A 22172-nucleotide genomic window follows, 5' to 3' on the forward strand; every position below is an offset into this window, starting at 1 on the left:
TCCAAAACATGAATTACAGAACACGCATTTGCAGGCAACAAAGCACAACACCTCTCCAGCAACAGGAAGCGCCGCAGACTTTTTTTGCGCCCGTAGTACAGGCAAAGGAAAAAGAAAATGGCAACCAGGCCGGAGAAGGTTTTGAAGAAGCATTGGCAAACGGCGGCAGTGGAGATAGTTTGCCTGCACATACCCGTGGTTTTATGGAAAGCAGAATGGGGGGAGACTTTAGTAATGTACGTGTTCATCATGATGCGAAGGCTGCACAATTGAGCAGCCACATCCAGGCAAAAGCATTCACCCATCAGAATGATATTTATTTTAATAAAGGCGAATATGCACCGGAATCTGCAAGCGGGCAGCACCTGCTGTCCCATGAACTGACGCATGTGATGCAGCAGCGTTCCGGCAACGTGCAGCGCAGTATTCAGCGTGCGGAATACGCCACTTATATTTCCACGAACACAGAGGATGGAAAAGAATTTATCAATGGAGCAGAGGGCTACTTTAAGAATTGGGGCTACCCCAATGTCAAAAAAGTAGATACCGTGGAAGACATATTACTGGACCTTGCAAAAAGTAAAACCAATATCGACAAGTTCCGTATTGTGGCCCATGCGAACCCAACGGGTTTGAAATTGGGAATGATGAAAGACCTGTCTCCCGGCGGGTTCGGTAAATCGCATGCGGAACTTAATACCAAACAGGCGTTTAATAATCTGGTAGCTCCGGCAGTATTGATGGATGACGCTACTTTTGCGAGCTGGACTACCACATTGTTGGGAGACCCTGCCGTACAGCCTATATTAGCAGGGCTGGGGATCACCGCTGTACCTGGCGTCAGTTCAAATGCAGGGTTGATGTTGCGTGGTGTGCTGGAAGGTGTTTTTATGGATATTGCGGTGTCGGATACTGGTGGTCCCGTTACATTCAAGAACAAGGCCCTGTTGGACAAATTCAATAACCTCCGGAGGAACAGTTATTCGGAAGCACTTACAACAGGTATGGATGTGAAAGCTACGGCTACATTTAAGAAAAACCTGGCAGCATTGCCGGCAGCAGCTGTTACTGCACTGGCTGCTAAAAAAACAACTGTAAAATTTACCCAATCGGAAGCGGATAACCTGGGCGAAGGACTGAAAAATGATGCCGGGACTGATTTGGTGGATGAAATCAAAGTAGGGATCCGGGAAGGTTCCGGCAAAGGATCTTTTTTGAAGAACCTGGAGAGTGGCCGTAAGCCCATTACCAGCGCAACACATCTGGAAATCCGCGGATGTAATGTAGGAAAGGATAAAAATGTGCTGGAAAGCTTCAGGAGTTTCTTCGGTTCTGCAGGAAACCAGCCCATGGTGACTGCGCCGGACCTGTTTGAATATTTCTTCGCGCTTACTTTTCAAAACTTCACCGGAAGCCCTGCAGATACCAAATCAATGCAGGACCTGTGGGCGAATGACGCACAATTCGGCAAAGATTACAACTTCTACAACCGGTTACGAAAGAAGGACCTGATCAAGGTAGCCAGCAATGCGGATACGAAGTTGGATCAGGTGATCACCCGTTACAGCCTTTCACTTTCTGCCGCCGAAATAAAGCAGTTGAATCCGGAAATGAAAGACCCTGATAATTTGAGCCTCGGTCAGGAAATCTGGTTGAAGGCACGCCAGATACCGGTGGATGCAGGTGTTACCACCATGGATGATTTTTGTACCAAACATTTTAATGGTACAGGGATGAAGGCAGACATTCTCAAGAATAATCCGGGTATCAAAGATCCCGATAAGCTGACGGCAGGACAGATCATCGAAGTAGCTCCGGCAGCACTCTCTGCCAAAACCGGTTACATCTCCGCGGAAATCACGCAGGCTGATTACGAAAAAGATATTCGTGGCGGGAAAGCGCATATGTTCCTGAGTGGGAACAAACCCAAGATCATCATGGATAATGACAAGTATCCTTCGGCTTTCGCCAACTGGCTGGTTGCGCAGAACTATGGCATTAAAAAGGAAACCGCCGCAGAACTGGAGAAAAAGCTCAAGGGAGAAGCGTATTTAAGAAGCCGTTATCTCAATATGTTGTCACATAGTTTCCCTGATCCGGTTGATCCCATACTTCCTGATGATCCGCGGTATGCCGGCCATATTAAGAAAGCGCCTTAAACCATACATCCTAAAACCCCTGCACCCTATTCTAAATTCATTATTTTCGTCCCTTATACCAACGATCTGAATATGAGTAAATCATTATTTCCGGCGTTTTTATGCTTACTCGCCACTTCCACAGCCTGGGCACAACCAGACCGCTGGCAGCAAAGGGTGAAGTATAAAATGGACGTACAGATGGATGTAAAGACCAACCGCCTTACCGGAAAACAACGACTGGAGTACACGAATAATTCACCGGACACTTTGTTCCGGGTATTCTACCATTTACAATGGAATGCTTTTCAACCCAACAGCATGATGGATGTGCGTAGCAGGGAGCTGGGGAAAAGCCCTATAGGCAAAGATGCCAAGGGAAACGATAAATACGACTGGGACTCCAGGGTAACAGACCGTATCTCCAAACTGCAGCCGGATGAGATCGGCTACCAGAAAGTGATCTCCCTCAAACGCGATGGACGCCAACAGGTATACCGCACGGAAGAAACCGTCCTGGTGGTAGACCTGGATAAACCCATCCTGCCCAAAAGCAGTACAGTGTTTGACATGGAATTTGAAGCACAGGTACCCATACAGATCCGCCGCAGCGGCCGGAACAACAAAGAAGGGATCGACTATTCCATGGCGCAGTGGTATCCTAAATTATGCGAGTACGATGCAGAAGGATGGCACCCTACTCCCTACATTGCCCGTGAATTCTACGGTGTTTGGGGGGACTTTGAGGTGAACATCACCATGGATAAGAAATATGTAATTGCAGCTACAGGATATCTCCAGAACCCGAACAACATTGGCTACGGTTATGAAGCAAAAGGTGTGAAAGTAACACAGCCCGCAGGCAATACACTCACCTGGAAGTTCCTGGCCCCGAATGTATTTGATTTCGTGTGGGCCGCAGACCGTGACTATAAACACATCACCAAAGAAATAGATGGTTTCACCGCACATTTCTTCTACCAGGAAAATGATACCACGCGCCAGACCTGGCCGCAGCTGGTTGAAATGATCCCTGCTGCATATGCTTACATTAAAAAACACTACGGCGCTTACGGCTATAAACAATACTCCTTTATCCAGGGTGGAGATGGTGGTATGGAATATCCCATGGCCACACTGATCATGGGTAACGGTAAAATGAGAGGCCTTTACGGCGTGGCTATCCATGAATGGATGCACAGCTGGTACCAGTGTATGCTGGGCACCAACGAAAGCCTCTACCCCTGGATGGACGAAGGGTTTACCACATTCGCAGAAAACAACGTGATCGGTAATACGCTGGATTCCCTCAAAGGCCGCTGGCATCAATCGGAATCTTACCGCAGTTATTTTAACCTGGTGAGCAGCCCTTTTGAAGAACCCATGAGCACCCACTCCGATCATTACAATACCAATTATGGTTACAGCACTTCCGCTTATTCCAAGGGCGCTGTGTTCCTGGAACAACTGGGATATGTGATCGGCGCCGCTAACCGGGATGCAGGGCTTTTACGCTACTATAAGGACTGGCGTTTCAAACATCCCAACTCCCGTGATTTTATCCGGGTGATGGAAAAGGAAAGCGGTATTCAGTTGGACTGGTACCTGCAATACTTTGTGAACAGCACCAAACATATCGATTATGCGCTGGACAGCATTTACGAAGTGAACGGCAAAGCCACTATACGCCTCCGCCGCGTAGAGGAATTCCCCATGCCCATTGATCTGCAGGTGGAATATGCAGATGGCAGGAAGGAAATGCACTATATCCCTTTAACCCTGATGTTTGCCAACAAGCCCAATGAAGACCCTGTTATCAGGCAGGTAGTACATGACGGCTGGAGATGGACGCATCCTACCTATACTTTTACGCTGGATGTACCGCTGGGCCAGTTGAAAAGCCTGGAGATAGATCCCAGCCAGCGGATGGCGGATATAGAACGAAGGAATAACAAAGCAGTTGCCAGATAAATATTTTAAGGGCTGTCATAAAGACAGCCCTTAATTATGTTAAACAGAATTTATAAACCCGCTATGGTAGCTTCATCCATGCTTCATCCTAGCTTCATGTTGTGATTTGGTGCGGGTTTAAGCTACTTTGAAGCTAGGATGAAGCATGGATAAGCTAAAGCCCCTCAAAGTAATTCCGGGCAATTTCCTCCCCATAAGCTACCATTTTCTTCATAGCCGCCGGTTCAAATGTCAGTCCGCCCGGGCCACCGCCTAAGGGTTTCTCCGGCCGGATAACATGCAATTTCAGGTCTGTTTTCCCCAGGAAGGGATTATCAAAGGGAATATCAAAGAAGGCTTCGATCTCTTTTGGCTTCAATCCGGCTTCCTTCATTTTTGCTTTCACGGCCTTGATATACTGCAGGCTTCTGTTCACATACTTTGGCATTTTCAGGTCGTTAATGGCCACATCCATGGTGAACCAATCCAGTGTTTGCTGCAGTATCTCGAACGGGCTTTTAAAATGATGATCATCTACTTCCGGTGTTTCCGGTGTAAGCAGGATGGCATATACTTCCGTAGCGCCATTATCAATAGCCAGTTCAATAGGGGCATATTCCCGCAGGCCACCATCCACATACTGCCATCTTTCCTTTTCAATCACCTGGTAAGGCGGCATAAAAACAGGCTGGCAGGAGGAAGCAAACATGGCACGGCGTAATTCACTACTGTTCTGCACGCGGATCACATCATAATCAGAAGAGGTCATGGGCAGATCACTGTTCGTGAAATACACTATCCTGCCGGATTGCAGGCATACCGTAGTGAGGTATACTTCTTTTTTACTTTTCAGCAACGCATCATAATGTGCATCTGTGAAAGTGTTTTTAATGAGCGTAGCTAAGGGTTGTGCATCAAAGAGCGAATAGGAATCTTTGCTGGCAAAGCGGTTGATCACATTGCCGGTAGTGATCACATCGCTGGTAATATGAGTGGTGTAGAGTTTTTCCAGCAGGTTGATCTCTCCTAATGCAGCCATGGGCGCAATTAAGGAGCCGGTGCTGGTTCCACAGATAGTATCGAAGGTTATTTTGGGTGTAGCGGCCATGTATTTCAGCACGCCTACGGCAAATGCTCCTTTAGAGCCACCGCCGCTGATCACCAATGCAGTTTTGGGCATAAGTGTTGGGTTTTAAAAGTTATAGATCGGGTGGGGGAGCAATCTTTTTCCTGAACAGGTTAATGCCCAGTGTACCTTGGAACCACCAGTTGTTCAGCATATAATCCCTGTGGGATTTAATGGAGATGGTAGCAAGTGTACCGATCTCAACAGCCAGGCCTCCGCCAACCAGTCTTTGATCTTTGGTGCCCCAGAGATGTTCTGCCACCAGCTGAATGTTGAACACGGTGCTTTCAATCACTTTGGGTCCATCTGATAACATGAGTGAAAGCCGTCCGCCACCGATGCCATAAATGCGTTTGTTGGTGAAGGCCCCACCACCGGTAACGCCGAGGCGCAGCCTGCCGGGGATCACAGCTATCTGCGGAGAAAATGCAAGAGTGGCCAGGTACAGATCGGGGCTTTGATCAAATGCCGTAACTGCACCCTGGCTTAGTTCCAGCGGGAAGATCCATCCTTTGGGAAATTCACTTTGCGCAAAATTCCGCAGCGGATAGCAACATAGCAGGAACAGTAAAATGAATTTACTTTTCATGGAATTGACGATTAGCAGGAGGTAGCAGGCGCGATGTTTTTTGTTTTGGGGTATGCCTGGAACCTGCCTGTGATGAAGAAAGGGGTTGCGCTATAAAGATAATGAAAAAAGCGTTAGTGGCATTGCCACTAACGCCTGAAAGGTTTATATCCCGCACGTACAGGCAACGTTACAAAAGGATCAAGAACTCTTTACCAGCTTCTGCAGCAGTGCCTCCAGTTTTTCCAGGCTGGAATTCCATCCCTTCTTCATTTCACTTTCATACACTTCCGGTGGCAAAGTAGAATTACGCACAACGGATTCAATCACCTGCCTGGTTTTATCGTTCTCAGCAATGAACGTAACCGTATGTGTTACTTCAAGGATCACATTTCCATTCCCATCTTCCGGCCATGCGGTAAAAACAATCCGTTCCGGTTCCTGGATTTCATTGAATACGCCACGCATAGGATATACTGATCCGTCAGGCGCCGTCATCATAATGAGAATACGCCCTCCGGGTTGCACGCCTATTTCGCAAACAGGATTGGTGAATCCTTTCGGTCCCCACCACATGGCTAAATACTCAGGGTCCGTCCACATTTTAAAAACAAGTTCACGCGGAGCATCAAACACACGGAAGCTGGACATTCTATGTTCTGTCATTGTTTTTTGCGTTTAGCCTGGATCGTTTTCAATGCCTTTTCCATCAGGTCGAACTTGCCTTCCCAGAACTTTTTATATTGGTTCATCCAGTCCGCCACTTCACTCAGCCTGTCCAGTTTTGCTTCACAGTAACGTTCCCTGCCTTTCTGGGTGATCACCACCAGGCCGCATTCCGTGAGGATCTTCATGTGCTGCGATACCGCAGAGCGGGTAATATCAAAATGCTGCGCCACCTGGTTCAGGTTCAGCTGGTTTTCTGCCAGCATGCCCAGTATGGCCCTTCTATTGGGATCGGCAATAGCCTGGAATACATCTCTTCTCATGATACAATAATATGCGAAAGTAATCACTTACGCAAAAACAAAAGAGGGAAACAAGGCCGGCCGACCTTATTTCCCCCTTCTATATGGAGATGCCATTCTATTTAGAATAATGCCCTTTCCAGTTGTTCTGCCCAGGGCTGGTTGGGCTTTTCTCTCACCTGTAATGTATGTAAGTGATGGTGATTATGATAAGCCGTAAAGTACAGGCACTCCCGTATGGTGATCTTTCCCAGCAGGGGATGCGGCACCTGGTATTTATCCAGTTCTTCTTCCGTCCATTTATCCAGGAGCGCAATCATTTTATCCCGTTGTGCATGCATCTGTTGCTGTAGGATCTCCCGTTGATCCGCTTCCGTAACAGGCGGTATATAAGGCCTGGTGGTTACGCCGCCTCTGCCCAGTTCTGTTACATAAGCCTCTTTCATCTGCTCGTAGGAGCGGGATTTAGCAGCGGGTTTACCAAAGAAACGTAAAAGGAATTTTGGTGATCCAAGTGCTTTATTCACTGGTTTGGCGCTGCGGATCAGATGGTCCAGCTGTTGACCGGCGGACCATTTGCCTTCCGGCGAAACCACAAAGCGGTGATTGGAAAGGGTGTCTATAAAAGTGGAGAAATCTGTAAAACTTGTGTTCAATAAGGTTTTTATAGCTTGCTTGTTCATATGGTCCCGTTTATTCGTCTTTAAAAGATCATTCTAATACTTCACAATGAAAGCCCTGCTGTTTTACAAAATCGATGATGTGATGTTCTTCTACTTTAAGATCAACAATGCGTAATACCTTGTCACAATCTTCGATATCTATATGGCAGGAGCCAACATCAAAGTTATTACAAATTGCCTTTATTACGAGATTTCGTTCCCGGTACGTGGCTACATTGGTTTTGAAAATACCGATCATAGCGCTGGTGTTTGTAAGCAGTTGCATATTGCCAGGTTAAAGAATACTGTGGTCTTATAACGGATATGGTTATATAAAACGTTACACTTGTTCTTTTGTTTCGTTCGGAAGTTCTTCTTTAGGAGCGTTCCATCCCCAGCGGCCGCCCATGCATTTTTCAAATTGGTTCCTCACGCGTTCCCTTTCTTCAGGGCTCATATGCTGCATTTTGGCTTTCATCTTTTCTTTCCATCTTCTCTTTTTTTCATGTCCGCCACCACCTCCGAAACCGAAGAGGATCTTCGCGAGCAGGAACAATCCCCAGGCCTGCCAGAATGTGATCACGGGGCCGTTAAAGAGGGAAGGGATCAGCCAGTTCCAGAGGTACATGGTACCGTAACCAAGGGCGAAGAAAAATACTACCGCCAGTACGATGCCTCCTGCTATTTTCCAGCCAAGATATCTTTTGTTCATTTTCATGAGTTTAATCGTTCATTAATTCTTTATACAATGCTGCCAGTTTTTCCCGCAGGTATAGTACTGCGTAGCGTTTACGGGAAAGGAGCGTGTTCACGGATATACCTGTTTCAGCGGAGATATCTTTAAAGGACCGGCCTTCCACTTCATGTTGCAGGAATACGTAACGCTGTTCTTCCGGTAATTCGTCCGTGGCTTCCATGATGGCCTCTGCAATGATCTTACGCACCAGGGGTTCATCAGTTTTAGCCGCGGTATCCGGCAGGATGTCTGAGAGGTACAAGGGGCCGTCTCCCTCCACAGATGGCAATGCAGTATCAGAGAACCTGTCTTCTTTCTTTTTCCTGAACCAGTCTGTAATTCTATTCCTGGTAACTGCAAACAGCCATCCGGTGAGTGAGTTAATATTTGGACCAACGCGTAAATACTGGGTGAACTGGAACAGCACATCCTGTAGGATATCTTCCGCATCCGCTACATTATCCACCCGTTTCCGGATGAAATGCAGCAGTCGCTGGCGTTCTTTTTCCACCGTTTGTTTTATGCGCTCGTTTTGTTCCGATGCCATGGATTGTTGTATGGAAAGCCCCTCATTCATCTTAATTAGGTAGACGAACAACTACAGGGGCATATTGTAAAGGTGCAGAATATTTTTAGCGATTCTTATTGATCACTGCAAAATCTGTTGATTTTCAAGGGGATTAACGTACAGCTACCACATACTTTTCCTGGAAATACTCCTCCGGGAAGAGTTTATAGATATTCACCATTTTGGGCCTGCTGCCACTTTCTGAGATCTCCTGGGCCAGGTCTCCACCCTTCAGGCAGATCAATCCTGAGGGTTTATCCTCAGCTGCCCCTTTACGGATCAGGGGTTTACTCCAATGCAGGAGGTCTTTCAGGGGAGCTACCGCACGGGATACCACCAGGTCAAACTTACGGTTCTTTATTTCCTCCGCACGGGAATGGGCTGTGGTTACATTAGTCAGGTTCAGGGCTTCGGCCACCGCTTCCACCACTTTGATCTTTTTACCGATAGAATCTACCAGGTGAAACTTTACTTCCGGAAAGAAAATAGCGAGGGGGATACCGGGAAAACCTCCGCCGGTACCAAGGTCCAGTACCTGCAAACCATCCGGCAGTTCCGTAACGGCCGCAATGGCCAGGGAATGCAGGATGTGTTTTTCATAGAGGGCATCAATATCCTTGCGGGATATTACATTGATCTTTTCATTCCACTCTTTGTAAACAGGCGCCAGCGCCCGGAACTGGTCCAGTTGCTTCGGCGTAAAATCAGAAAAGTACTTAAGAATGATCTCCATCGCTTATTTCCACTTGCTCTTTCCTTTTTTGAAGAACAAAGCGGGCGTAAAGATAACGTAATATAGGAACATGAGAATGTCCAGCAGCCAGCTGTACCAGAACAGGTCCTTCTCATCCAGCTTCCTCAGCGCAAAGAAGGTGATCACAGACTGGATCAATACTTTCGCACCTATTATATATAAGGTGATCTCCAGCAGGGGCGGATAGAACAAGGCTGCTACCAGTGCAGGGTAGAAAACGAAATGAGAAAGCGAGAACAGGCCCAGCAGCAGTTTGTGGCCAAAGCGGTAATGCTTGCCGGTGCTCATATGCCGGGTTTTCTGATTAAACCAGTGTTCCCATTTTGTTTTAGGCTCTGAATAGGCGAAGGCGTGTTTATTGATCACTACCCCCACATTCCTGCTATTGGCTGCCTTGTTCACAAACAGGTCATCATCCCCGGAAGCCAGGTGCTGATGAGAAGTGAACCCTTTATGCCGGAAGAACAGGTCTTTTTTATAAGCCAGGTTACGGCCTACCCCCATATAGGGAATGCCGCTCAGGGCAAAGGACAGATATTGCAGGGCACTGAAGAACGTTTCGTAACGGATCACTTTATTGAGGAACCCTGCCTTTTTATAGTAAGGCCCGTAACCCAGCACTATTTCTTTTCCATTCTCAAAACCCTGGCCCATCATAGACAGCCAGTAAGTACTGCCCGGTTTGCAATCCGCGTCCGTCAGTACCAGTGTTTCATGTTTGGCTCCTTTGATACCGATGGAAAGCGGGTACTTTTTACCGGGTATGAACTGGGCAGCCTGTTTGATCTCAATATGGCGGTAATGTGGATAACCGTTTTCAATGGAGGCAAGGTAATATTTGGAATCATCCTCTGAATTGTCGTTCACCACAATCACTTCATAGGCTGGTTCCGAACGCTCATGATACCGTTGCTGTAATACGGTGGGGAGGTTTTTCGGAAGGCTCCGCTCCTCATTTTTAGCGCATATAATTACGGAAAGAGGCTCCTGTGGAGGAAGCTCTTCTTCAAACTTTCGATTATAAAAGGCTACCCGGGAAAAGAAGATGAGGTAATAGAGAACCTGAACACCTGCCGCCGAGGCAAAAATATAAAAGATGATAATCCCGAGATTGTCCGACATAGGAAGCAAAAATATAAGATTTTTATTATCTATATAAGTTTGTGGAAAAATTACCTCCCCAATATTCAATACCTTTGCCCCCTTAAAAACATCATCGTTTTGAATTTTGAGTTAACAAAAACGGATCCTTCGGGCGCAAGGGCAGGTACCCTCACTACAGATCATGGGACTATCCAAACGCCCATCTTCATGCCTGTAGGCACTGTGGGCAGTGTGAAAGCGGTCACCCAGGAACAATTACGCAACGATATCAATGCCCGGATCATCCTGGGTAATACCTATCATTTATATCTCCGGCCGGGACTGGATGTGCTGAAACAGGCCGGTGGTTTACATAAATTTAATGGCTGGGACCGCCCTTTGCTGACAGACAGTGGGGGATACCAGGTATTTTCCCTGGCCGCCAACCGTAAGATCAAGGAAGAGGGCTGCCTTTTCCAGAGCCATATAGACGGGAGCCGGCACCTGTTCACACCGGAAAACGTGATGGACATTCAGCGGGTGATAGGAGCAGACATCATCATGGCTTTTGACGAATGCCCTCCATACCCCAGCGAGTACCAGTATGCCAAACGCAGTATGGAACTCACACACCGCTGGCTGGACAGGTGTATTAAACGCCTCAATGAAACTTCCCCAGAATACGGGCATGAGCAAACGCTGTTCCCTATTGTACAGGGAAGTACTTATAAAGACCTCAGAAAGATCTCCGCAGAAGCCATTGCCTCCCGCAATTGTGCCGGGAATGCCATTGGCGGCCTGAGTGTGGGAGAACCGGAAGCAGATATGTATGAAATGTGCGGCCTGGTTACAGAGATCCTCCCCAAAGAAAAACCCCGTTACCTGATGGGTGTGGGTACCCCCTGGAATATCCTGCAGAACATTGAGCTGGGTATTGATATGTTCGACTGTGTAATGCCTACCCGCAATGGCCGGAACGGTATGCTGTTCACCTGGCAGGGTGTGATAAATATCCGGAATAAGAAATGGGCAACAGACTTCAGTCAGCTGGATGCGGAAAACCCCTGTTTTGCCAGTCAGAATTATACCAAAGCCTATGTGCGTCATTTGTTTGTGGCAGGTGAGATCCTGGGCATGACCCTGGCCAGCATCCACAACCTCTGCTTTTACCTGGAACTGGTAAAAGCCGCCAGGGAACAGATCCTGCAGGGAACTTACGGACCCTGGAAGGCCAAAATGATCCCGCAGCTGAAGACCAGGCTGTAAGCACAATGTTAAAATTGTACATCGTAGAATAAAATTGCATATTTCATGCAGAAGGATCGCTAGCTTTGGAGCGCTAAAGCCTGTCCGCAAAAATTATATGAAGAAGATAGACTGGTACATATTACGCAAGTTCATCGGCACATTCATTTACTCCCTGATGATCCTGCTGGTGATCTCGGTAGTGATAGACATCACGGAAAAGATAGATGACTTCATGACGCACAACCTCTCCTTCGGTTTTGTGCTCATGAACTACTACATCGGTTTCATCCCGCACATTGCTGCCCTGTTGTTCCCGCTATTTATTTTTATCTCCGTGATCTTCTTCACGTCCAAACTGGCCTATAAAACAGAGATTGTAGCTATTCTCAGTTCCGGCGTAAGTTTCCGCCGGTTCCTCCGTCCATACTGGGTAGGGGCCATCCTTTTCGGAGGCATCCTCTGGGCTGCGAATCAATGGGTAGTGCCCAATGCCAACCGCATCCGTACCACCTTTGAAAATAAATACGTTAGCGCTCCCACCAATTCAGAAGCCCTGCGGGATAAGACTTTGCGGGTAGACAGCAATACCTATATCACTTTCGGTTATTACGATCCCAATTATAAGAACGGCTCTGACTTTGTGCTGAAACGGGTGGATGGGCAAAAAGTGATCTATAACATGCGTGCGGAAAGGGTGACCTGGGATTCCACTACCAGGAAGTGGAAACTGGAGTTTGCCTCAGAACGCACAATAGACGGCTTGAAAGAAAAGCTCACGTTTAAGAACGATACCACTATTAAGATACCTTTATTACCCTCGGAACTGATAGAGGAAAAGAATAAACAGGAAGCCATGACCACTCCTGAACTGAACCGTTTCCTGGAACGGGAGGAACTGAGAGGGGCAGAGGGCCTGAACACTTATTATGTGGAAAAATACCGCAGGACCTCTGCAGCAGTGGCTGTAGTGATCCTGGTACTGATAGGGGCCATTATCTCCAGCCGGAAGGTGAGGGGAGGAAGTGGTTTACACCTGGCCCTGGGGATTGTGATCAGCGCTACTTACATCCTCTTTATGCAGTTTTCAACGGTATTTGCCACCAAAGCTAACCTGGACCCCTTACTGGCGGCATGGATACCCAACTTCATGTTTGGATTGCTGGCGCTCTGGCTGTATTTCCGTGCACCAAAATAAAAACGTTAAATCTCCTGTTTCGCCTAAACTTTTTACGATTAATCGTTACTTTTGTTCATTGATCGAATTCGTTAATTTTTCTAAATTATTGGGGAAAAATGAGTTATATAAAAGAGAAATTCAAGGCTAAGGCAGACGAGCTGAACACAGAGGTTAAGGATCTGCTGAAGAATCATGGCACAAAAAAGATTGATGAGGGGGTAACCCTTGCCCAGGCTTATCAGGGTATGCGCGGTGTTACCGGGTTGGTTACAGAAACTTCCCTGCTGGATGCAAATGAAGGTATTCGCTTCCGTGGCTACTCCATACCAGAATTGAGAGAACAACTGCCAAAGGCGGTGAATGGTGCGGAACCATTACCGGAAGGCCTGTTCTACCTGATGCTGATCGGTGAACTGCCAACAGAAGCAGATGTACAGAACATCAGCAGTGTATTAGGCCGCCGCTCTCATGTGCCAAACCATGTGTTTGACGCTATCGAAGCATTACCTATCTCCGCTCACCCCATGACGATGTTTACCGTTGCGGTTATGGCCCTGCAAACTGAATCGCTGTTTGCAAAAGCTTATGCTGACGGGATGAATAAAAAAGATTACTGGAGTTACATGTATGAGGATTCTTTGAACCTCATTGCACGTTTACCCCGTGTTGCGGCTTATATCTATCGCCGTAAATATAAAAATGGTGAGCACATCCAACCGGATGGCATGCTCGATTGGGCCGGCAACTTCGCTCACATGCTGGGTTATGAAGATGAAGGCTTTAAAGAACTGATGCGTTTGTACATGGTGATCCACGCAGACCACGAAGGCGGTAACGTGAGCGCACATACTACACACCTCGTAGGTTCTGCACTGAGCGATGCTTACCTTTCTTTCGCTGCCGGTATGAATGGTCTGGCTGGTCCTTTACACGGCCTCGCTAACCAGGAAGTGATCAAATGGATCCTTGCCATGCGCGAAGAACTGGGTGGTGGTGTTCCCACAAAAGATCAAATCGCTGCTTACGTAAAGAAGACACTGTCTGAAGGTAAAGTAGTACCGGGTTATGGCCACGCCGTACTCCGCAAAACTGATCCCCGCTTCACAGCACAAATGGAATTTGCCAAGAACCACATCCCCGATGATGAACTGGTGAAAATTGTTTGGAGCGTATACGAAACCGTTCCGCCAATTTTACAGGACCTGGGCAAAGTGAAAAATCCATGGCCTAACGTGGATGCTCACTCCGGCGCATTATTGCTGCACTACGGACTGGTGGAATATGAATTCTACACCGTGCTGTTTGGTGTATCCCGCGCACTGGGTGTTTTAGCTTCCCTCTGCTGGGACCGCGCACTGGGCCTCTCCCTGGAAAGACCTAAATCCGTTACTTCTGAATGGATGAAACTTTTCGTGGAAGGTAAAGTAGAAGCGATCGCTGAATAACTCAATTAAGATCAGCATATTTAAAAAAGGTAAATAGCCACCCGGCTGTTTGCCTTTTTTTGTTAAAATACCGTACTTCGTGCATCGTAGATGAACCTTATCTCTTCCATATTATCCAATCCGATAGAATACCTCAAAGGGGTAGGTCCCCAGCGGGGAGAACTGTTGCGCAAGGAGATAAACCTGCACACCTTCCGCGACCTGCTGGAATATTATCCTTTCCGGTATGTGGACAGGACCAAAGTAGACAAGATCGCGCATCTGAGCGGGATCGAGGACTTTGTACAAATCCGCGGGCGTATTGTGTATATGGAAGTGATGGGAGAAAAACGGTCTAAAAGACTGGTGGCCACCCTGCAGGATGAAACCGGCAGAATAGAACTGGTGTGGTTCCAGGGCTGGCAGTGGATGGAAAAGTCCCTGCGGCAGAATGTAACCTACCTCGTTTTCGGCAGGCTCTCGCAGTTCAACAGCACGCTGCAGATGGCGCATCCTGAAATAGACCTGGTAACGGAAGAGACCGCAACCGGCAAACAGCATCTGGAGCCGGTGTATTACACCACAGAAAAACTGAAAGTAAAAGGCCTAACGGCAAAGGCTATCGGAAAACTCTCCGCCAACCTGTTGCAGCAATTGCAGCTGGCAGAAATAAGGGAGAATATTCCCCAGCCGGTATTGCAGGCTTTCCGCCTCATGCCCCGGGCACAGGCATTTTTTAAGATCCATTTGCCCGCTTCAGAAGAAGAAGCCAAACAGGCCCAGCGGCGCCTGAAGTTTGAGGAACTTTTCCTGGCACAGATCAGGATCTGCCGCCTCAAGATCCGGCGGCACCACCAGAGCCATGGTTTTGTGTTCAATGCCGTGGGGGAGGTTTTCAATAATTTCTACAATAACCATATGCCTTTCCCTTTAACAGGCGCGCAAAAACGTGTACTGAAAGAGATCAGGAAAGATACCGTCACCGGCCGCCAGATGAACCGTTTGCTCCAGGGAGATGTGGGCAGCGGAAAAACCATGGTAGCCCTGCTTACCCTGCTGATGGCCATTGATAATGGTTTCCAGGGATGTTTGATGGCGCCCACGGAAATACTGGCGCAGCAACATTATATTGGTCTTTCAGAACTGTTGAAAGACACGCCCGTAAAAGTAGCCCTGCTTACCGGGAATGTAAAAGGGAAAGCCCGTAAAACCATCCTAGCGGAAACTATTGAAGGAACGATACACATCCTCATTGGTACCCATGCCCTGCTGGAAAATGAAGTGAAATTTAAACATCTTGGCATGGCCATTGTGGATGAACAACACAGGTTTGGTGTAGCGCAACGGGCGCGGTTGTGGGAAAAGAACAATACCCCGCCACACATCCTGGTAATGACAGCCACACCTATTCCCAGAACATTGGCCATGACCGTGTATGGCGACCTGGATGTGTCCATCATAGATGAAATGCCCCCGGGCCGTAAACCCATCACCACAGTACACCGCACAGAATTCCAGCGGCCATCGGTGATGGATTTTATCAGGGAGGAAATACGGAAAGGGCGCCAGGCCTATATCGTGTACCCGCTGATAGAAGAGTCCGCCAATATGGACTACGAAAACCTGACGAAAGGGTATGAAGAAGTGAAAGCCTTCTTCCCCGAACCTAAATATTACATCAGTATGGTGCATGGGCGCCAGCCACAGGCCCAGAAAGAAACCAATATGCAACGTTTTGTTGCCGGCGATACCCAGATCATGGTAGCCACCACAGTGATTGAAGTAGGGGTGAACGTACCGAACGCTTCCGTGATGGTGATAGAAAGTACAGAACGTTTTGGCTTATCCCAGCTTCACCAGTTAAGAGGCCGGGTAGGCAGGGGGGCAGAACAGAGTTTTTGTATCCTCATGACGGGCAATAAGTTAGGAAAAGATTCGCAGGAACGGGTAAAGGTAATGGTGAAAACAAACGATGGATTTGTGATCTCCGAAAAGGATATGGAACTGAGAGGACCGGGAGATATGGAAGGTACCCGCCAGAGTGGTTTGCTGGACCTGAAACTCGCCGATATTGTACAGGACAGGGCGATGCTTGCAGCCGCGAGGGAATGTGCAGAAAAGATACTGTCAGAAGACCCCGAATTAGAACTACCTGAGAATAAACCGCTTTCAGAATATTTGGCCACACAAAGGTCAAAATCTTCCTGGAGTAAAATATCTTAATCACTTTTACGTTGAAGCATTGGACTGGTTGGCAGGGATGGTTGATACCGAATAAGTTGCTTGCCCTAACCTTCGTGTACTGTCACCTGCCAGCCGCCAACCAATTCTGTTTCCCCGTAACAAATTGACGTCTCTAACCGTTTTTATAAGTATATTAGTTTTACACAGACAATCTTAAATTGGAACCGCTTTGAAATCTACTCGCCCTATCGGCATTTTTAGTGTATTGCAAGTCTGGATACTGGTTATGATTGGTTTGCCAGCAATGGCACAGGAACATACACACTCCAGCAACCTCGCTCCCATTGAGTTTGTGGAGAACAAGGGGCAATGGGAGGGTGATTTTCAGTACAGGGCGGCTTTAGGAAATGTGAGCGTTTTTACAAAGAAGAACGGTTTCCGTTTCCTGCTTCTTCACAAAGAGGACATGAGCAAACTGGAATCCTCCAAACATGGCCAGGTAAGTGATCCCAACAAACCTCCCGTATATTATCCCAAATCCGGCGATGGCTCAAAAAATAATCCCGATGCCACTTTAGGCAAACCCGGCAGTGGCGGCGGCGGATATGTGCCCGGCCAGGTAAGGGGGCATGCTTACGATCTGGAATTCCTCAATGCATCTCCCAACCCGGAGATCATTCCTTCCAAACCTACACAGGAGAATATCTCGTATATCATAGGCAATGACCCTTCTAAATGGAAATCAGATATCGGCGCTTATACCAATCTGCTGTACAAAGATCTGTACCAGGGGATTGACCTGCAGGTTTACTCAGAAACCGGCCAGATGAAATACGATCTGATCGTACATCCCGGCAGCGACCCCGGCAAGATCCAATTTGCCTACACGGGAGCCACTGCACTTACCCTGAAAAAAGGGAACCTGCATGTGCAAACATCCGTAGGGGAAACTATTGAGCTCATGCCTTTTGCCTACCAGTATATCGATAATCAGCGGAAATCCGTGAATGTGCAGTATGAAGTGAAAGGCAAACAGGTATCCTTCAAAGTATCCGGTAAATATGATAATCAATATCCGCTGGTGATAGACCCCACCATTGTATTTGCTACCCTGTCCGGCTCAAGGGCTGATAACTGGGGTTTTACCGCAACATACGATGCGCAGGGGAATTTCTATGGCGGCGGTATCGCATTTGACGTAGGTTACCCCGTATCTGCCGGTGCTTACGATAACTCCTTTAACGGGAAAGCGTTTGATATGGCCATCACCAAATTCAATCCGCAAGGCTCCCGAATCATTTATTCTACTTACATCGGTGGTGCCGGTGAAGATCAGCCCCATAGTCTTTTTGTGGATGGGCAGGGCAACCTCGTTATCTCCGGAAGGTCCAACGCCAGCAATTATCCTACTACTGCTACCGTAGGCCCGCTGGGTGGTTTTGATATTGTTGTTACCAAACTGAATGCAGCCGGTTCTGCATTGATCGGTTCCATGCGTATTGGCGGCAGCTCCAATGATGGTGCTAATATGACGGCCAGTAAAGGAAGCGGTACGGATGTGCTGTTACGCAATTATGGTGACGATGCCCGTAGTGAAGTAGTGGTAGATGGTGGAGGCAATATTTATGTAGCCAGTTCCACCCAGTCTTCCAACTTCCCTGCAACAGCGGGAACCTTCCAGCCCACTTATGGCGGTGGCCGGCAGGACGGTGTACTGCTGAAAATAAATCCTACCTGTAACAGCCTGATCTGGGGCAGCTTCATCGGAGGCAGCGCAGAAGATGCAGCATATGTATTGGCCGTGAATGGAGGAAACAGTGTGTACGTGGCAGGAGGAACAGCCAGTGCTAATTTTCCTTCACGCGGTGGTGCCGTATATCCAACTTTCAGAGGCGGCGCCTGTGATGGTTATATCACCCACGTTTCCGCAGATGGCAGCACTATCCTGCAATCTACTTTCATTGGCTCTGATAACGGCAGGGCAGACCAGGTGTATGGTATTCAGCTGGACAGGAACGGAGATGTATATGTAATGGGAACAACAGAAGGTACATGGCCGGTGCTTCAACCTACCGGTACGGCTACTTTCTACAACGATAATTCAAAACAGTTCATCACTAAATTACGCCCGGATCTTTCTGCGCTGATCTACTCTACCACTTTCGGAAAAGCAGCACCGCAGCCAAGTTTATCACCAGTGGCATTTTTGGTGGACAGGTGCCAGAACGTATACGTATCCGGCTGGGGTGGTTTGCTGAACAGCGGCAGTCATTTCAGCAACTCCGGAACTGCCGGCCTGCGCGTTACGCCGGATGCGCGGAAACCCACAACAGACAACAGCGACTTCTACTTCTTCGTAATGAAGAGAGATGCTACAGATATCCTTTATGGTTCTTTCTATGGCGGTACCGGATTACTGGAACACGTGGATGGCGGTACCAGCCGCTTTGATCAGAACGGTGTGATCTACCAGGCCATTTGTGCAGCCTGCCCGCAGGAAGACAGAAGATTGCGTTTCCCTACTACACCAGGTTCTTATTACACCGGTATTCCGGATGGCTGTAACCTTGGCGCTTTAAAGATTGCCTTTAACCTCGATGGGGTGAGGGCAGGATTTACCACGCAGGAAAGAAAAAGGAATTACTGCGTACCGTCTACCATCACATTCATTGACACCACGTTGATTCCGGCACAAAGCTGGACCTGGAATTTTGGAGATGGTTCACCTGAAGTAACTAATACCAGCACTTCCATGACGCATACCTACACCGCGATCGGTGATTACAGGGTGCGGCTGATCAAATATGATCCGGGAAGTTGTAATGTATATGATACGGCGTATATGGATATCCGTATCCGTGCAGACCAGGCTACAGTTGGTTTCACGGAAACAAGACTGCCACCCTGTACTTCACTCATCTATGAATTTGTAAATAACTCGGTGGCGCCCGCGGGCAAACCGTTTACGAATACCTCTTTCACATGGGATTTTGGAGATGGTACACCAAGGGTAACTACGGGTACGGCTACACAACAACATTCCTATGCCAGTGAAGGTATATACAATGTAACGCTTACCCTTACAGATACTAATTATTGTAACGCGCCGGAAGTGATCACACATCAATTGCGTGTGGCCGCTAACGTAGTCGCGGCATTTGCATTGCCGGACAGTGCCTGTGCACCATATCTTGCCCGCTTTGATAACATCTCCAAAGGCGGTGTTACCTTCCAGTGGGATTTTGGAGATGGTACTTCTTCCACAGAGATCTACCCTGAGCATATGTACACACAGCCGGGCACGTATCCTGTAAGGCTGATCGCAAATGATCCGAACACCTGTAACCTGGTAGATGATACAACCATGATCATCACCGTCATGCCGCCACCAACAGCAGCATTCTCCTTCCAGCCAAACAAGCCGCAGGAGAATACACCTACTACTTTCACTAATGAATCTACCGGCGCAGATCATTACTGGTGGGATTTTGGGGATGGCAATACATCCAGGGTAATGAATCCTACCTACCAATATGTTAAAACGGGAACGTATGAAGTATGCCTGATCGCAACCACAAAGTTTGGTTGCCAGGATACTGTTTGCCAGACCGTGAGTGCAATTGTGAACCCGTTATTTGATGTGCCTACTGCTTTCTCACCGAATGGAGATGGTATCAATGATGTATGGGAGATCAAAGGTTTTGGTGTGAGCAAGTATGATATGAAAGTATTTAACCGCTGGGGTCAGTTAATGTTCCATTCAACCTCTCAGAAACAGGGATGGGATGGGCGTTTCAATGGAGCCATTCAGCCAATGGATGCGTATGCTTATGTACTCTCTATAGAGTTCTCAGATGGCGTCACCGCCAACAAAACGGGTAATGTAACATTGTTAAGATAGATTGTTGGATATGAGAAAGAACCGTTACCATATAATACTGATCTGTTGCCTCGCGGCAGCCTTACCGGCGTCCGCGCAAGACCTGCATTTTTCTCAATACTTTAATTCTCCTTTGTCTACGAATCCGGCCAATACAGGTTTTATACCGGATGGCAACTATCGCATAGGTATCAATTACCGCAATCAGTGGGCTACCATTCCGGTGCCGTATAAAACGATGTCTTTATTTGGAGATTTCCAGCTTTTCCGTGATAAGCTAACGTATGGCTGGGTAGGTATCGGTGGTTTGCTGCTGCGCGATGTGGCGGGTTCCGGTAACCTTACTTCCACAAAAGGATATGGCTCCATTGCTTATCACCAGTTGTTGGGACAGAGCAGTCTGATCTCTGCCGGTTTTAATGTGGGATATGCCAATAAGCGAGTGGACCTGAATAAGCTCACCTTTGGCACACAATGGAACGGCAATTTCTTTGACTCACAGATGGCATCCGGCGAACCGATTGTGAACTCTGCCGTAGGATATCTTGATATGCAGGTAGGGATGAACTATGCTTTCTTCCCCAACGAACAGATCTATATCAATGGTGGTTTTTCTGTGCATCACATCAATGAACCCCGCGAAACTTTCTATGGTGGGGATAACCAGATAGACAGAAGGTACATTGGTTTTTTAAATGCGAGTTTCAAATTGAATGATTATATCATCTTAAACCCCAGTGCATATTACGCACGCCAGGCAGGTTCCAGTGAAGTGATGGCAGGTGCTTATGCAGCGTACAATCTTTCCGGCAATGGAGAGAAACAGGTTTTTGGTGGCGCTTATTATCGTTTTGGGGATGCCTTTGCATTGCTGGTAGGATACCAGTTGAACCAGTTCAAACTGATGTTCAACTATGATGTAACGGCCAGTCAGCTGGCTGCTTCCAACCAGCGGCAGGGTGCATATGAATTGAGCCTGATCTACACAGGCCTTTATCCGAACCGCAGTTTTGCAAATGCAAAAAGGTATACTTTATGCCCGTCTTTCTAAGGGCATTAAAGAAACGTTAATGTACAATGCAGATCGGCAAAAAACAGATAATTTAGCGGGCATAATTACTACCCATGAAACGTATGATCTTTGCTGTTATGCTCCTCGTGAGCGCTCAGGCAGCTTCAGCACAATACTATCAGACAGATTCTGCAAAGGGTTTTGATCCCAGCCGTTTACTCATTGGCGGATCTGTGGGTTTTTCATTTGGCGATTATACATTCATCAATATTTCCCCTTTAATCGGCTACCGCCTCTCTCCCAAATTTGCGGCAGGTATCAATATCAATGCACAGTATGCTTCCCAGCGTTTAAAAGACAATACGGGGTTCACCTACGAAAGGAATAATTATACCATGTTCGGTGGTGGCATATTTGGCCGTTTCTATCCCATCGAACAATTCTTCCTGCATGCGCAGCCGGAATATAACAGCATCACCCTGAAACGTTCCGAATACGATTTTGATCCTGTTAAAAGAACAAGGGATAATTACGGTGCACCCAGTCTTCTTTTAGGTGGTGGTTATGCACAACCCATAGGTGCAAACTCCGCCTTCACGTTTATGATCCTCTACGATGTACTGCAGGATAAGAACTCTCCTTATATGAACCGCCCCATTTTCTCCGGCGGTATCAATGTGGGCTTCTGATATTA

19 protein-coding genes are annotated in these 22172 nt (G+C 47.5%); 9 read left to right on the forward strand and 10 right to left on the reverse strand.

What is annotated here, in order from left to right; translation table 11 throughout:
* The first annotated feature begins 8 nt into the window (after positions 1 to 8).
* Both AAHN97_RS00660 and AAHN97_RS00665 read left to right on the forward strand, forming a co-directional pair.
* A complete protein-coding gene (locus AAHN97_RS00660) occupies positions 9 to 2159 on the forward strand; it encodes a DUF4157 domain-containing protein (protein WP_343305659.1) in 2151 nt (716 codons plus the stop codon).
* Between the two features lie 72 nt (positions 2160 to 2231).
* Positions 2232 to 4109: a M1 family metallopeptidase gene (locus tag AAHN97_RS00665; RefSeq protein ID WP_343305660.1), complete on the forward strand. Its 1878-nt coding sequence runs from the start codon at positions 2232 to 2234 to the stop codon at positions 4107 to 4109.
* Between the two features lie 154 nt (positions 4110 to 4263).
* On the opposite strand, the gene AAHN97_RS00670 is transcribed toward AAHN97_RS00665, so the two are convergent.
* The 10 genes from AAHN97_RS00670 to AAHN97_RS00715 form a co-directional block, all read right to left on the reverse strand.
* Positions 4264 to 5268 (reverse strand): patatin-like phospholipase family protein, encoded by a 1005-nt coding sequence (locus tag AAHN97_RS00670; RefSeq protein WP_343305661.1) that lies wholly within the window; start codon positions 5266 to 5268, stop codon positions 4264 to 4266.
* Positions 5269 to 5287: 19 nt separating this feature from the next.
* Positions 5288 to 5803 carry a hypothetical protein gene (locus tag AAHN97_RS00675; protein ID WP_343305662.1) on the reverse strand — a complete coding sequence of 172 codons (516 nt, stop codon included), beginning with the start codon at positions 5801 to 5803 and terminating at the stop codon, positions 5288 to 5290.
* A 180-nt stretch (positions 5804 to 5983) separates the two neighbouring features.
* On the reverse strand, positions 5984 to 6448 hold the full coding sequence (locus AAHN97_RS00680) for an SRPBCC domain-containing protein (protein ID WP_343305663.1): 465 nt from the start codon (positions 6446 to 6448) through the stop codon (positions 5984 to 5986).
* Positions 6445 to 6771 carry an ArsR/SmtB family transcription factor gene (locus AAHN97_RS00685; protein WP_343305664.1) on the reverse strand — a complete coding sequence of 109 codons (327 nt, stop codon included), beginning with the start codon at positions 6769 to 6771 and terminating at the stop codon, positions 6445 to 6447. The genes AAHN97_RS00680 and AAHN97_RS00685 overlap by 4 nt, the downstream gene beginning before the upstream one ends.
* 101 nt (positions 6772 to 6872) lie before the next feature.
* On the reverse strand, positions 6873 to 7433 hold the full coding sequence (locus AAHN97_RS00690) for a DinB family protein (RefSeq protein WP_343305665.1): 561 nt from the start codon (positions 7431 to 7433) through the stop codon (positions 6873 to 6875).
* A 28-nt stretch (positions 7434 to 7461) separates the two neighbouring features.
* Positions 7462 to 7698, reverse strand: a complete 237-nt coding sequence (locus tag AAHN97_RS00695; protein WP_234979686.1) for a hypothetical protein — start codon at positions 7696 to 7698, stop codon at positions 7462 to 7464.
* Between the two features lie 54 nt (positions 7699 to 7752).
* Positions 7753 to 8124 carry a hypothetical protein gene (locus AAHN97_RS00700; RefSeq protein WP_343305666.1) on the reverse strand — a complete coding sequence of 124 codons (372 nt, stop codon included), beginning with the start codon at positions 8122 to 8124 and terminating at the stop codon, positions 7753 to 7755.
* 10 nt (positions 8125 to 8134) lie between these two features.
* Positions 8135 to 8695: an RNA polymerase sigma factor gene (locus tag AAHN97_RS00705; protein WP_343305667.1), complete on the reverse strand. Its 561-nt coding sequence runs from the start codon at positions 8693 to 8695 to the stop codon at positions 8135 to 8137.
* A 133-nt stretch (positions 8696 to 8828) separates the two neighbouring features.
* Positions 8829 to 9449 (reverse strand): 16S rRNA (guanine(527)-N(7))-methyltransferase RsmG, encoded by a 621-nt coding sequence (gene rsmG, locus AAHN97_RS00710; protein WP_343305668.1) that lies wholly within the window; start codon positions 9447 to 9449, stop codon positions 8829 to 8831.
* 3 nt (positions 9450 to 9452) lie between these two features.
* Complete coding sequence (locus AAHN97_RS00715) at positions 9453 to 10592, reverse strand: glycosyltransferase (RefSeq protein ID WP_343305669.1); 1140 nt, start codon at positions 10590 to 10592, stop codon at positions 9453 to 9455.
* Between the two features lie 99 nt (positions 10593 to 10691).
* Here AAHN97_RS00715 and tgt point away from each other — a divergent pair, with 99 nt between their 5' ends.
* The 7 genes from tgt (at position 10692) to AAHN97_RS00750 (ending at position 22167) form a co-directional block, all read left to right on the forward strand.
* Complete coding sequence (gene tgt, locus AAHN97_RS00720; protein ID WP_343305670.1) at positions 10692 to 11819, forward strand: tRNA guanosine(34) transglycosylase Tgt; 1128 nt, start codon at positions 10692 to 10694, stop codon at positions 11817 to 11819.
* A 97-nt stretch (positions 11820 to 11916) separates the two neighbouring features.
* A complete protein-coding gene (locus AAHN97_RS00725; protein ID WP_343305671.1) occupies positions 11917 to 12996 on the forward strand; it encodes an LptF/LptG family permease in 1080 nt (359 codons plus the stop codon).
* Between the two features lie 98 nt (positions 12997 to 13094).
* Entirely contained in the window at positions 13095 to 14423 is a 1329-nt protein-coding gene (locus AAHN97_RS00730) for a citrate (Si)-synthase, eukaryotic (protein ID WP_343305672.1), read from the forward strand.
* A 90-nt stretch (positions 14424 to 14513) separates the two neighbouring features.
* On the forward strand, positions 14514 to 16625 hold the full coding sequence (gene recG, locus AAHN97_RS00735) for an ATP-dependent DNA helicase RecG (protein ID WP_343305673.1): 2112 nt from the start codon (positions 14514 to 14516) through the stop codon (positions 16623 to 16625).
* A gap of 190 nt (positions 16626 to 16815) precedes the next feature.
* Positions 16816 to 20487 (forward strand): PKD domain-containing protein, encoded by a 3672-nt coding sequence (locus AAHN97_RS00740; RefSeq protein ID WP_343305674.1) that lies wholly within the window; start codon positions 16816 to 16818, stop codon positions 20485 to 20487.
* A 10-nt stretch (positions 20488 to 20497) separates the two neighbouring features.
* A complete protein-coding gene (locus AAHN97_RS00745; RefSeq protein ID WP_343305675.1) occupies positions 20498 to 21517 on the forward strand; it encodes a PorP/SprF family type IX secretion system membrane protein in 1020 nt (339 codons plus the stop codon).
* Between the two features lie 74 nt (positions 21518 to 21591).
* Positions 21592 to 22167 (forward strand): hypothetical protein, encoded by a 576-nt coding sequence (locus AAHN97_RS00750; RefSeq protein ID WP_343305676.1) that lies wholly within the window; start codon positions 21592 to 21594, stop codon positions 22165 to 22167.
* Positions 22168 to 22172 lie beyond the last annotated feature (5 nt).

This window comes from Chitinophaga niabensis (genome assembly GCF_039545795.1).
Classification (GTDB): Bacteria; Bacteroidota; Bacteroidia; order Chitinophagales; family Chitinophagaceae; genus Chitinophaga; species Chitinophaga niabensis_B.

Excerpts from the sequence above, each read along its gene's own strand:
- AAHN97_RS00660 (WP_343305659.1), top strand. The coding sequence starts at position 9 with ATGAATTACAGAACACGCATTTGCAGGCAACAAAGCACAACACCTCTC.
- AAHN97_RS00665 (WP_343305660.1), top strand. The coding sequence starts at position 2,232 with ATGAGTAAATCATTATTTCCGGCGTTTTTATGCTTACTCGCCACTTCC.
- AAHN97_RS00670 (WP_343305661.1), bottom strand. The coding sequence starts at position 5,268 with ATGCCCAAAACTGCATTGGTGATCAGCGGCGGTGGCTCTAAAGGAGCA.
- AAHN97_RS00675 (WP_343305662.1), bottom strand. The coding sequence starts at position 5,803 with ATGAAAAGTAAATTCATTTTACTGTTCCTGCTATGTTGCTATCCGCTG.
- AAHN97_RS00680 (WP_343305663.1), bottom strand. The coding sequence starts at position 6,448 with ATGACAGAACATAGAATGTCCAGCTTCCGTGTGTTTGATGCTCCGCGT.
- AAHN97_RS00685 (WP_343305664.1), bottom strand. The coding sequence starts at position 6,771 with ATGAGAAGAGATGTATTCCAGGCTATTGCCGATCCCAATAGAAGGGCC.
- AAHN97_RS00690 (WP_343305665.1), bottom strand. The coding sequence starts at position 7,433 with ATGAACAAGCAAGCTATAAAAACCTTATTGAACACAAGTTTTACAGAT.
- AAHN97_RS00695 (WP_234979686.1), bottom strand. The coding sequence starts at position 7,698 with ATGCAACTGCTTACAAACACCAGCGCTATGATCGGTATTTTCAAAACC.
- AAHN97_RS00700 (WP_343305666.1), bottom strand. The coding sequence starts at position 8,124 with ATGAACAAAAGATATCTTGGCTGGAAAATAGCAGGAGGCATCGTACTG.
- AAHN97_RS00705 (WP_343305667.1), bottom strand. The coding sequence starts at position 8,695 with ATGGCATCGGAACAAAACGAGCGCATAAAACAAACGGTGGAAAAAGAA.
- rsmG (WP_343305668.1), bottom strand. The coding sequence starts at position 9,449 with ATGGAGATCATTCTTAAGTACTTTTCTGATTTTACGCCGAAGCAACTG.
- AAHN97_RS00715 (WP_343305669.1), bottom strand. The coding sequence starts at position 10,592 with ATGTCGGACAATCTCGGGATTATCATCTTTTATATTTTTGCCTCGGCG.
- AAHN97_RS00725 (WP_343305671.1), top strand. The coding sequence starts at position 11,917 with ATGAAGAAGATAGACTGGTACATATTACGCAAGTTCATCGGCACATTC.
- AAHN97_RS00730 (WP_343305672.1), top strand. The coding sequence starts at position 13,095 with ATGAGTTATATAAAAGAGAAATTCAAGGCTAAGGCAGACGAGCTGAAC.
- recG (WP_343305673.1), top strand. The coding sequence starts at position 14,514 with ATGAACCTTATCTCTTCCATATTATCCAATCCGATAGAATACCTCAAA.
- AAHN97_RS00745 (WP_343305675.1), top strand. The coding sequence starts at position 20,498 with ATGAGAAAGAACCGTTACCATATAATACTGATCTGTTGCCTCGCGGCA.
- AAHN97_RS00750 (WP_343305676.1), top strand. The coding sequence starts at position 21,592 with ATGAAACGTATGATCTTTGCTGTTATGCTCCTCGTGAGCGCTCAGGCA.